The 10,243-nt window shown below is 66.0% G+C and carries 13 protein-coding genes; 5 read left to right on the top strand and 8 right to left on the bottom strand.

Annotation, left to right across the window (positions count from 1 at the left end; genetic code table 11):
- The 5 genes from AC5RUM_RS10465 to trxB all read right to left on the bottom strand — a co-directional run.
- Positions 1-2,704: PKD domain-containing protein (locus AC5RUM_RS10465; RefSeq protein ID WP_494034859.1), on the bottom strand; the 2,704-nt coding region annotated here is incomplete at its 3' end.
- 225 nt (positions 2,705-2,929) lie between these two features.
- Positions 2,930-3,187 carry a hypothetical protein gene (locus tag AC5RUM_RS10460; RefSeq protein WP_494034858.1) on the bottom strand — a complete coding sequence of 86 codons (258 nt, stop codon included), beginning with the start codon at positions 3,185-3,187 and terminating at the stop codon, positions 2,930-2,932.
- Positions 3,188-3,336: 149 nt separating this feature from the next.
- Entirely contained in the window at positions 3,337-3,612 is a 276-nt protein-coding gene (locus AC5RUM_RS10455; protein WP_400579188.1) for a hypothetical protein, read from the bottom strand.
- 98 nt (positions 3,613-3,710) lie between these two features.
- Positions 3,711-4,211 carry a universal stress protein gene (locus AC5RUM_RS10450; protein WP_494034857.1) on the bottom strand — a complete coding sequence of 167 codons (501 nt, stop codon included), beginning with the start codon at positions 4,209-4,211 and terminating at the stop codon, positions 3,711-3,713.
- A gap of 32 nt (positions 4,212-4,243) precedes the next feature.
- The gene (trxB, locus tag AC5RUM_RS10445; protein ID WP_494034869.1) at positions 4,244-5,221 is read right to left on the bottom strand and encodes a thioredoxin-disulfide reductase; all 978 of its coding nucleotides are present in this window, start codon (positions 5,219-5,221) and stop codon (positions 4,244-4,246) included.
- Between the two features lie 209 nt (positions 5,222-5,430).
- Here trxB and AC5RUM_RS10440 point away from each other — a divergent pair, with 209 nt between their 5' ends.
- The 4 genes from AC5RUM_RS10440 to AC5RUM_RS10425 are packed head-to-tail and all read left to right on the top strand — an operon-like array spanning position 5,431 to position 7,700.
- Positions 5,431-5,760 carry a PadR family transcriptional regulator gene (locus AC5RUM_RS10440; protein WP_494034856.1) on the top strand — a complete coding sequence of 110 codons (330 nt, stop codon included), beginning with the start codon at positions 5,431-5,433 and terminating at the stop codon, positions 5,758-5,760.
- Position 5,761: 1 nt separating this feature from the next.
- A complete protein-coding gene (locus AC5RUM_RS10435) occupies positions 5,762-6,142 on the top strand; it encodes a DUF1048 domain-containing protein (protein WP_494034855.1) in 381 nt (126 codons plus the stop codon).
- Positions 6,139-6,942, top strand: a complete 804-nt coding sequence (locus AC5RUM_RS10430; RefSeq protein ID WP_494034854.1) for an ABC transporter ATP-binding protein — start codon at positions 6,139-6,141, stop codon at positions 6,940-6,942. The genes AC5RUM_RS10435 and AC5RUM_RS10430 overlap by 4 nt, the downstream gene beginning before the upstream one ends.
- On the top strand, positions 6,939-7,700 hold the full coding sequence (locus AC5RUM_RS10425; protein ID WP_494034853.1) for an ABC transporter permease: 762 nt from the start codon (positions 6,939-6,941) through the stop codon (positions 7,698-7,700). The genes AC5RUM_RS10430 and AC5RUM_RS10425 overlap by 4 nt, the downstream gene beginning before the upstream one ends.
- A 47-nt stretch (positions 7,701-7,747) precedes the next feature.
- Here the strand turns inward: AC5RUM_RS10425 and AC5RUM_RS10420 are convergent, their stop codons facing one another.
- On the bottom strand, positions 7,748-7,900 hold the full coding sequence (locus AC5RUM_RS10420) for a hypothetical protein (protein ID WP_494034852.1): 153 nt from the start codon (positions 7,898-7,900) through the stop codon (positions 7,748-7,750).
- A 395-nt stretch (positions 7,901-8,295) separates the two neighbouring features.
- Positions 8,296-8,943 carry an arsenate reductase/protein-tyrosine-phosphatase family protein gene (locus tag AC5RUM_RS10415; protein WP_494034851.1) on the bottom strand — a complete coding sequence of 216 codons (648 nt, stop codon included), beginning with the start codon at positions 8,941-8,943 and terminating at the stop codon, positions 8,296-8,298.
- A gap of 282 nt (positions 8,944-9,225) precedes the next feature.
- Here AC5RUM_RS10415 and AC5RUM_RS10410 point away from each other — a divergent pair, with 282 nt between their 5' ends.
- Positions 9,226-10,005, top strand: a complete 780-nt coding sequence (locus tag AC5RUM_RS10410) for a hypothetical protein (RefSeq protein WP_494034850.1) — start codon at positions 9,226-9,228, stop codon at positions 10,003-10,005.
- Here the strand turns inward: AC5RUM_RS10410 and AC5RUM_RS10405 are convergent.
- Positions 10,002-10,229 (bottom strand): hypothetical protein, encoded by a 228-nt coding sequence (locus tag AC5RUM_RS10405; protein WP_494034849.1) that lies wholly within the window; start codon positions 10,227-10,229, stop codon positions 10,002-10,004. The genes AC5RUM_RS10410 and AC5RUM_RS10405 overlap by 4 nt on opposite strands.
- Positions 10,230-10,243: the final 14 nt, after the last annotated feature.

The raw sequence follows: 10,243 nt of genomic DNA, 5'->3' as shown, positions 1-10,243 counted from the left end.
TGACCGTGATGGTCCGCGTGGTGGAATTCGAGCCGGCGGCGTTGGTGGCGGTCAGCCGCGCGGTGTAGGTCCCTGCCGTGGTGTAGGTGTGGGACGGGTTCTGCGAGCTTGACGTGGAGCCGTCACCGAACTCCCACGCCCACGACGTCGGCGAACCCGTGGAGGTGTCGGTGAAGTTCACCGCCAGCGGTGCCGTGCCCGTGGTCGGCGTCGCCGTGAACGACGCGACAGGGGCGGCGGGCCCGCTGACCGGGTTGACCGTGATGGTCCGCGTGGTGGAATTCGAGCCGGCGGCGTTGGTGGCGGTCAGCCGCGCGGTGTAGGTCCCTGCCGTGGTGTAGGTGTGGGACGGATTCTGCGTGGTAGCGGTGGCGCCGTCACCGAACTCCCACGCCCACGACGTCGGCGAACCGGTGGAGGTGTCGGTGAAGTTCACCGCCAGCGGGACCGTGCCCGAGGTCGGCGTCGCGGTGAACGACGCGACCGGCGCGGTGGGCCCGGGCGGCGGCACCGTCCCGCCCGGTTTCAGGGCGGTGCGCCAGGCGGCGACGGCTTTGGCGGTGCTGAAGGTCCAGGTGGCGGTGCCGGCGGCGCCGGCCGTGGCCTGGGTCCTGTCGGCCTGCTCCGCGACCTGGCCGCCGGTGGTTTCCCAGCGCTCGGTCCAGCCGGTGGGAGCGGTGGCTGCCGGGCTGGAGCTGTCGAAGCCGAGGCCGCCGATGAGCAGGGCGCCGTTGCTGGCCGTGGTGATGCTGCCCACGGCGATGCTGGTCGCCTGATACGTCGCGTTGACGGCGGTGGCCACGGTGCTGTCCAGCGGTGTGGTGGTGTTGACGCCGGTGTAGGCGGTGATGCCGCCGCCCCACTTCACGGCCGTGCTGAGCGTCCAGGTGTAGGTGGCGGGGTCGGCGGAGCCAACGACCCGGTAGTAGGCGAAGGCGCGGGCGCCGCTGCCGATGGAGAGCCCGCTGGTGATCGCGGTCCAGCCCGCCGGGACGGCAACCGTGGGGTTCTTGTCCGCGGTGAAGGACGCGACCAGGACGTCACCGGCGGCCCGGCCGGCAGGTGCGGGCAGGGAGACCGTGGTGGTCGCCGTTTCCGTGGACGCCGTCCGCGTGCTGCGCACGGCGATCTCCGGTGAGGTGCCGCCGTCGGGATTGACGGTGATGGTCCTGGTGCTGGTATCGGAGCCTTCGTCGTTGGTGACGGTCAGTGTCGCGGTGTAGGTCCCGGCGGTGGTGTAGGTGTGCGAGGGGTTTTGCGCGGTGGCGGTTTCGCCGTCACCGAACTCCCACGCCCAGGACAGCGGGCCGCCGGTGGAGGTGTCGGTGAAGTTCACCGTCAGCGGTGCCGTGCCGGACGTCGGCGAGGCCGTGAACGACGCGGTCGGGGCGCCGTCGGGCGGCGGGGGCGGGGTGCCGAGGCTGCGGTCCGAATACCAGTAGCGTTTGGCGACGTGGTCGGTGGCCATGACGACGATCCCGGTGGCCGCGTTCACGCTCTGCTTGGTGCTGGTCACGTTGTTCATGTTGGCCGAGTTGGCGTCCTCGATGACCGGGGTGCCGCGGCCGGTCCCGAAGACCGGGTTGTCCATCGATGCGGTCTTTTCATAGATGCTGCCGGCCACCCCGGAGAACGGGCAGCCGCTGACCGTGGTCGAGGGTGCGGTGTGGAAGGCGCGGACCAGGTTGTTCTCGGTATCGAGCATGATCTGCGGACGCGAGACGCAGTCCCCGGTCCGGGCGATCGTGGTCTGCTCAAAGGCCCCCGTGCCCGGCTTGAACACCACCAGCACCTCCTGGGCCAGGTTCGGGTCCGTCGAGCCGTCATTGAGGCTGGTCTTCACCGCGGCGTAGACCCGGCCGGTCGGGTCGGCCTGCAGCGTCTTGATGTTCAGATGGTCATCCACCTGCCGGTTCCCGCGGATCGCTTCGCGGTGCCGCCACGAGGACGCCGCCCGGGGATCCTCCCCGTCGGTATGCGTAGCCCAGTGCGCGGTCCCGGTGGCCTGGTCCGTCCACATGATCCCGATCTGGTCGTTCCGGAACGCCACGATGGCGGACAGGTCATCCGGCGTCGGGTTCGGATCCGCCGCGCCGGGCACCACGAACGGGGTCCCCCAGCCCGTGCCGCCGGGGCCGGAACTGTTCACGAAAACGGTGTTCGCGGTGCTCGTGGCCTGGGTCCAGGTGGCCCAGATGACGCCGGTGGAGTCCTTATCGATGGTCAGCGACTCGCTGCTGTTGTTCGAAATGGTCTCCGGGAACCCGCCGTCCAGAGAGTAGCTCCCGCCCGAGTAGCTGTAACGGTACAGCCGGGCGGGCTGCCCGGACGCCGACGAACCGGAAGTCACCACGTTCGAGGCGATATACAGCTTGCTGCCGTCCCACAACGTGTCCGATGAACTGCTGCCCCGGCTGTCGCTCCGCACCCCGGTATCCACCCACGTGTCGGTATCCCGGTCCAGCCGGTAAATGCTCCACCCGCTGCCCGTGGTCCACATGTTCGCCCACCAGGACCCGTCATTCCACCACAGCTTGCTCTGCGGTTTATCCGCCGTCGGAGGGTTGCTCACCCCGGAATACGTGATGCTCGGAGTGCCGACGGTGGCCGCCTGCGCTGGGCCTGAAACGCCCACCAGGCCTCCCGCGGCGACAACGGACAGAACGAGCAAACGGCTGAACCAGCGGAGCGTTTTTTTCATCATTTCGTAGTTTCTCTTCGGCGATGAAAGTCATCCGGACGAGGAAAACCAACCCGTCCGGGATCAGCTACGGCCCAGCCCGGCCCCCATGGCTATGGCCTGCGGAAACTGCGTGTCAATGGAGGGAAGACATGCTTCTCAACTCCGGCGCGACTACGCCCATCGTGCGTCATCTCGCTCCAAGAAACCTTGGAAACCGGCGGCGACAAACCGCCCATATGGGGGGTGCTAGCCGGCCGCCGGGACCTGGGGCGGGACGGCCGCGGGACCTTCAGGTGCCGGGGCGCGGGTGATCTCCAGTTCGGAGTGGTCAAGCAACCTGCGCCCGCCCGTGAGGGTGTCCATGATCCACAGCAGGCCGTGGTTGTGGGCCACATCCGTTACGGTGCCCCGGTGCAGCAGACGCCCGCCGCGCCGCGCTTCAACAAGGTCACCGGGCGAGAGGTCTTCGCGCGCCGCGGCAGTGAGTTCGTCCTGAGTCCCCATTGTGGATTCCCTTCCAGGTAATCGGCATCCGATCCCAGTTTGCTCTTGGAAGGTTTCGCCATGGTGTACGCAGGATGGAGTTTTCGGTTATTCTCGAGCCCCGGTGCAGTGTCCGCTCGAGTAATGCCCGTTCTCAGTGATGCCCGTGGTTACTGGTGTCCGGCGCTGGTAGTGCCGAACATCAGGGTCCGGCGGGGCACGTCGTAGAACACCGTTTCCGACGTCGAGAGCAGGTCCTGAAGGTTGTCGGCATCCTGCGAGTCGAGGGTGAGGACTTCCTCCCAGGCGCCCTGGTCAAGGACCAGCTGGAGGGTCCAGGTTCCGGGCTTGCCGGGGTCGCCTGCCACCCAGCTGAACTGGTAGTGGTTGACTTGGCGGACCTTGATGCTGTCATCGGTCATGGGCTGCTTGGGGTTGGGGCTCATCATTTCCTCCTGGACCATGCATGCGTGTTCCGGGAGCCGCGGGTGCAGCATCCCACCAAGCAATGTAGACCCACTCCGCAGGCCGGACCAGACCCCAATCACTCGATGTCCGGCACGATGAGCACGGGCCACTGCCCACGGCTGGTCAGGCTCCCCGACACGGACCCGGCGAGAAGCCTGTCCACCCACGCCGCGGCTCCGGGCCGGTCGGCGCCCACGATGATCAGTGACGCGCCGGTGCTCTCCGCCAGGCGGCCGAGGGCTTTTGGAACATCGCCGTTGAGCAACCGGAACGACCAGCCCTCGCCAGGTGCCCCGAGGACAGATGTGAGGGCCTGCAGCAGTTCCCGGGACGGGAAATCAGCTTCCTCGTTGATCGCCGGATCCAGGGAATGGGCCAGTAGCTCGCCGCTCGGGTCCCACTCGGTCAGGTAGCTGGCCGGATCCACGAAGGCGCACACGAGATGCTGTCCCAGTGCGGCCGCGAGGTCGGCCGCCGTGCGGACGAGATGCTCCGGGAAATTCCAGTAGACGCCGAGCACTAGTGGCCCGTCCGGCCACTCTCGCTCCGGCCATTCTTCATGTGCCGGCCACTCCAAGATGTCCTCAGTTCGTAGTTGGCGGGCAGATGTCAGGAGTGGGTGGGTTCTTCCACCAGCGCGGTGGCGATGCTGTCCGCATCCTCGAGCGCGGCGAGGTAGCGCTCGGCGTCCAGGGCCGCAGCGCAGCCGGTTCCCGCGGCGGTGATGGCCTGGCGGTAGCGGTGGTCCACGGCGTCCCCGCATGCGAAGACGCCGGACAGGTTGGTGACGGTGGTGGGTGAGTCGACCTTGATGTAGCCCTCGGCGTCCAGTTCGACCTGCCCGGCCACCAGCTCGGTGCGCGGCACGTGACCGATCGCGACGAAGATCCCGGTGGCGGACTGCTGCCGGGTTTCGCCGGTGCGGGTGTCCGTCAGGGTGACGCCGCTGACCTTGCCGTCGCCGTGGATGGCGGTGACGGCCGAGTTCCAGGCGAAGCTGATTTTCGGGTTGTCCTTGGCCCGCTGCGCCATGATGCGGGAGGCACGCAGTTCGCCCTTGCGGACGACGACGGTCACGGACTTTCCGAAGCGGGTCAGGAAGGTGGCTTCCTCCATGGCGGAGTCCCCGCCGCCGACGACGACGATGTCCTGGTCGCGGAAGAAGAACCCGTCGCAGGTGGCGCACCAGGAGACGCCGTGGCCGCTGAACTTCTTTTCCTCCGCCAAACCGAGTTCCTTGTAAGCAGAGCCGGTGGCCAGGATGACCGCGGGGGCCTCGTGCGTCTCGCCGCCGCCGGTGACCACCCGCTTGAGGTGGCCCTTGAGCTGGAGGTCCGTGGCGTCGTCGAACACCACCTTGGCGCCGAAGCGCTCGGCCTGCTGCTGCAGCCCGTCCATCAGTTCGGGGCCCTGGACGCCCTCCGGGAAGCCGGGGAAGTTTTCCACCTCGGTGGTGTTCATCAGGGCACCGCCGGCGGTGACCGAGCCGGCCAGCACGAGTGGTTCCAGGCCGGCCCGGGCAGCGTAGATGGCAGCCGTGTAACCTGCCGGGCCCGACCCGATGATGATCAGCTGGTGCGTGGCCACGTCCCCGGGCTTGGCTTTCCTGGTGCTCACTGCTGGCTCCTTGTCCTCAGGCTCGTTCAAGCGCGTGCGGTCCCAAAGGGCCGCTAGACAAGTGCAACAAGGACGGGGACTTCAATCAAGGGCCTGACGAAGGGACCCTTGCGCTTCTGCTACTTAGCGCTACTATGTACTGGTAGCTAGTAACACTGAGTAGCTGGAGGAGGTGTCCGATGGGCAGGCAAATGACGGAGATGCTCAAGGGGACGCTGGAGGGCATTGTTCTTGCTTTCCTGACCGGGAAGCCGGCGTACGGGTACGAAATCACGACGCTGCTCCGGGCGAAGGGCTTCTCCGAGATCGCTGAGGGCACCGTTTACGCGCTGCTCGTGAGGATTGAGCAGAAGGGCCTTGTCGACGTCGAGAAACGCCCGTCTGAGAAAGGGCCGCCGCGCAAGGTGTACTCCCTCAACGCCCAGGGCGAGAAGGAACTAGAGGAGTTCTGGAGAACATGGAGCTTCTTGTCAGAACGGATCGAAGAGCTCCACAAGGGAGGAAAATAACATGGTCGCAGGGTGGATCGAGCAGCTGACGGGATCGCTCGAGCAGAAGAAGCAGTACCGGCAATACAAGACACGCGTGGAGCAGCTTCCTGCGGATTACCGCGCGGCGGCGACCGCGCTGGAGCGGTACCTGATGTACTTCGGGTCCATCACGAAGGGCGATGTGCTGTTGCTGATGCTCGGTGACCTCGCCGATCTCTTCGAGCAGAGCGCCGCGGACGGAACGCCCATCCGCGCAATCGTCGGTGACGACCCGGTGGAGTTTGCGGAGACATTCATGCGCAACTACGCGGGCGGTCAGTGGATCAACAAAGAGCGTGAGCGCCTGACCAAGGCGATCGACGCCGCTGCAGGCCATGGCGGCGAGGAGCAGCGATCATGAGCGCAACCCCCACAGCAGCCCGCGGGCCTGCCATCCGTGTGCATGACATCGAAAAGTCCTACAAGGAGCTGCACGTACTGCGGGGCGTGAGCTTCGACGTGGCACCGGGCAGCATTTTCGCCCTGCTCGGATCCAACGGAGCGGGAAAGACCACGATGGTGAGAATCCTGTCCACGCTGCTGAAAGCGGATAACGGCACGGCCGCCGTCGAGGGATTCGACGTCACGACGCACCCTCTCCAAGTTCGGGAGTCCATCAGCCTTACCGGCCAGTTCGCAGCGGTGGATGAGGTCCTCTCCGGCCGGGAGAACCTGGTGCTGGTTGCCAGGTTGCGGCATCTGAAAGACCCCGGCCAGGTTGCGGATGATCTTCTCGCACGCTTCAACCTCACCGATGCCGCATCGCGGAAGGTAGCGACGTACTCAGGTGGCATGCGCCGCCGTCTTGACATCGCCATGAGTCTGATCGGGCGGCCGAAAGTGATCTTCCTCGATGAACCGACCACCGGACTCGATCCCGAGGCGCGCAAAGAGGTGTGGCAGGTGGTCAAGGACCTCGCCAGCCAGGGAACCACCGTCCTGCTCACCACGCAGTATCTGGAGGAGGCTGAGCAACTCGCGGACCGGATCGCCATCCTTCATGAGGGGCGCATCATCGCCGACGGCACTCTCGCAGAGCTGAAACAACTGCTCCCGCCGGCGACGGTCGAATACGTCGAAAAGCAGCCGACCCTGGAGGAAGTCTTCCTCGCGCTCGTGGGTAACGACGGCAAGGTCGAGGCAGGAAAGGACGCGTCATGAGAAGCCACTTCTTCGGAGACACAGCCGTACTGCTGGGCCGCTCCATGCGTCACATCTTCCGCAGCGTGGACACGATCATCACCACCGCGATCACGCCCATCGCCCTCATGCTGCTGTTCGTCTACGTGTTCGGCGGCGCCATCAGGACCGACACGGACAATTATGTGAACTACCTGCTGCCGGGCATCATGCTGATCGCGATCGCCTCGGGCATCGCGTACACCGCCGTCCGGCTGTTCACCGACATGCAAAGCGGCATTTTCGAGCGCTTCCAGTCCATGCCGATCGCGCGGTCATCTGTGCTGTGGGCCCATGTTCTTACCTCGCTGGTTGCCAACGGCATCTCGGTGTCCATCATTGTGCTGGTAGCCCTCCTCATGGGCTTCCGTACATCGGCAAGCGTCCTGGATTGGCTCGCCATTGCCGGAATCCTGGCGCTGTTCACCCTGGCGCTCACCTGGCTCGCCATCATTGCCGGCCTGACAGCGAAGTCTGTTGACGGCGCGGGCGGGTTCTCCTACCCGCTCATCTTCCTGCCGTTCATCAGCTCGGCGTTCGTCCCTACAGACACCATGCCTGGGCCCGTGCGTGCCTTCGCTGAGAACCAGCCGGTCACGTCCATCGTCAACACCATCCAGGACCTGTTCGCGCAACAGCCGGTGGGCAGCGACATATGGATCGCCCTCGCCTGGTGCCTCGGAGGCCTCGTTCTCGCCTATTCCTTCGCCATGGCTGCCTATCGGCGCAGGATCAGCTAAGGGGGCGCGCTGCCCAGCATTGGGTGCCTCCGCCCTCGGTGAAGATGTCAGGGGATGCGGCGGCCGCCGGAGCGGCTCAGGAAGAACAGCAGCACAGCACCAATTAGCAGGAACGGTGCCACCCACAGCAGGAATCCGACGGCCTCTACAGTGACGCCAATGATCAGGAAGACCACCGCCACGGCTGCAATGGTCCACATTATCTTCTTCATCGCAGTCACCAGTCCTGACCTCCGGGCCGCCCCGTACGGGGATGAGCGACTATACATCCGGCTCGAAAGGGCACGCAAGAAGGCGGGTGAACCCGGAGCTGACGGAACAGGGCTGACGGAATGAAGGGGCACCCGGCCCACAGGGTTTTCCCAACCTGGCTCCCACATAGTCATAAAGGCAAGCACCCGATGCTTCGGACTTCCGGATCCCGGTGCGGGACGCGCAGCAGGAAAGCGGCACCTGCGAACAGCGCGCGGACCGTGGGGGGCGGGAATACGGTGACGAATGTCAGGGTCTGCTGGGGGAACCCATAGGGCGTACGACGACGGCACGGTCACCAACGCAAGGTGACCGCGTCGGCGTCGTACGCTGTTTAACCGGCCTAGGACGGGGCGTTGAGCCTGGCGAAGCGGAGGACCGAGATGATGGCCGGCGCGAGTTCGTCTTCCATCTGCCGGTAGTAGTCGGCGCTGCGCCGGTAGGGATCGACGACGTCATTGTCGGCCGCTTCGGGAGCCAGCGCCAGGTGCCGCACCGAAGCCGCACGGGCCGGGAGGGCGCGCCAGAGCTCGGTGTTTGCACTGATCCGGTGATGGTGGTTGCCGCGATGCTCGTCTCCCGCCTGAAAGCTCCCTCCTGGCGGCGGGGTCTCCCGTTCCTCCAGGACATCGAGCATCCGGGCGAACTCGCGGATGGTAAAGGTGCGCTTGAGCAGGGAAGCGTCGAGCTGGAGGACTTCGCCGCGGTGCGCGGAGGTCATGGTGAGGACCACGTCCACCGGGCGCAGTATCTTGCCCGTAAGCTGCCGTGCGGCGAATCCTTCCGCGGTTCCTCCGAACGTGTGAATGATGTCCGCGGACAGGGGCTGGACGGGGTCACCCACCAATGCCCGGGTGCCGGCGCTGCGGACCTCGAAGCCGCCGGGCAGCACCTGGTCCAGCCCTGCCTGGAGCAGCCGCTCAGCCACGGGGGAGCGGCAGATGTTCCCCGTGCAAACGGTCAGTATCCGGACAGGTGCAGGCGATTCCACTGTTGTTGCTCTTTCGATGGGTTTGGAGATGGGGATGGCACGGACGGTTCTTCTCCATCGAACCTAGCATTCACGCGGCGCCGGGAAGCAGGAGGCGCGGCGGCAGCGTCACGTGGACGGGACCATAACTTAACGGACACCGGCATTAACTCGAACAGTTGAGGGCGCAGGGCCGATCGTTATTGCCAACAACGGTTCAGCGTCAATCACTCCCGGCCCAGATCACGGAGCTGCGGAAGGCGCAACACTTAAGAGACCTATTTCCGGCCCCTGGAGAATGACATGCGCAGAACAGCCTCGTCCCGCGCCGCGGTTTCCGCGGCATTTCTTTTCGCTGTGATGCTTGCCGGATGCGGACAGCAGGCAGCGCCGCCGGCGGGCACCGCGACCAATCCAGGCACCGTGACCGACCCGGTCACCTCGACAACCACGGCCGCCCCGCAGGGCCCAACGCCGACGTCGGACTCCTACGGGGCACCCAGCCCGACCGGCGCCACCACGCCGCCGGCGGCAGCTTGGACGACATACACGACGGCGGACGGCCAGCTGACCTTCGACCTGCCCGCGGCGTGGAGCGTCAGGGATCCCGCGGGCGAACTTCCCGAAGGCGGCGGCGCGTTCGCGGAAATTACGAACCAGGCGGGCAAGCCGCTGGCTACCCTCCGGACCAATATGGCCACCGGTTCCACGTGTACGGAACGGCATCCGTACTCAGTTTTGGACTCCCAGGAGATGCCGGCTCTGACGCAGAAAGGCCTCACGCCCCGGTATGTGTTCGAGACCCGCGGCAATGCCACGGACCCGGGGCCGGCGAACACTCCGGGGGCGGCCTACGGCATCGCGTCCGGCCCGGCGCCGACCGGGAACTCTGCCTGCCCCATCTTCCACTTCTTCACGTGGCCGCCCACTGCTGCCATGTTCGGGGCGTTCTATAACCCCGCGAACAACGAGACGCCCGGCGATCCGTCCCTGCCGTACCTGGAGAAGGCGGAAAGGTATGCCGGCACTGCCGAGTACCGGGACATCAAGCGGATGATTACCTCGCTGCGGCCGGCCGGCTAAGCCCGTGATTCTTTGTTTGTGCCTTGGAGGTGTGCCGGCGGAGCGTGGAGGGGCTCCGGCGGACAGAGCCGCTGCACGAGTTCCCGGAACGTGTGAGGGTGGAAGGGTTTGGTGAGGTACGCGTCGGCGCCGGAGGCTACGCCGTTGAGTTCGTCACTAATCTCGGCCCACGCGGTGATCATGAGGATCGGCGCCGTCGAGAGTGCCCGGAGATGGCGCGCCACGTCCAGGCCGTTAG

The organism is Arthrobacter sp. B2060 (assembly GCF_059090445.1).
Note: the sequence above shows the minus strand (reverse complement) of the source record. Positions and strands in the feature narration are given on the sequence as shown.

Bases quoted from the DNA above. Each gene is read 5' to 3' on its own strand.
- AC5RUM_RS10460 (WP_494034858.1), bottom strand. From the start codon at position 3,187: ATGGGGACTCAGGACGAACTCACTGCCGCGGCGCGCGAAGACCTCTCG.
- AC5RUM_RS10455 (WP_400579188.1), bottom strand. From the start codon at position 3,612: ATGAGCCCCAACCCCAAGCAGCCCATGACCGATGACAGCATCAAGGTC.
- AC5RUM_RS10440 (WP_494034856.1), top strand. From the start codon at position 5,431: ATGGGCAGGCAAATGACGGAGATGCTCAAGGGGACGCTGGAGGGCATT.
- AC5RUM_RS10435 (WP_494034855.1), top strand. From the start codon at position 5,762: ATGGTCGCAGGGTGGATCGAGCAGCTGACGGGATCGCTCGAGCAGAAG.
- AC5RUM_RS10430 (WP_494034854.1), top strand. From the start codon at position 6,139: ATGAGCGCAACCCCCACAGCAGCCCGCGGGCCTGCCATCCGTGTGCAT.
- AC5RUM_RS10425 (WP_494034853.1), top strand. From the start codon at position 6,939: ATGAGAAGCCACTTCTTCGGAGACACAGCCGTACTGCTGGGCCGCTCC.
- AC5RUM_RS10420 (WP_494034852.1), bottom strand. From the start codon at position 7,900: ATGTGGACCATTGCAGCCGTGGCGGTGGTCTTCCTGATCATTGGCGTC.
- AC5RUM_RS10410 (WP_494034850.1), top strand. From the start codon at position 9,226: ATGCGCAGAACAGCCTCGTCCCGCGCCGCGGTTTCCGCGGCATTTCTT.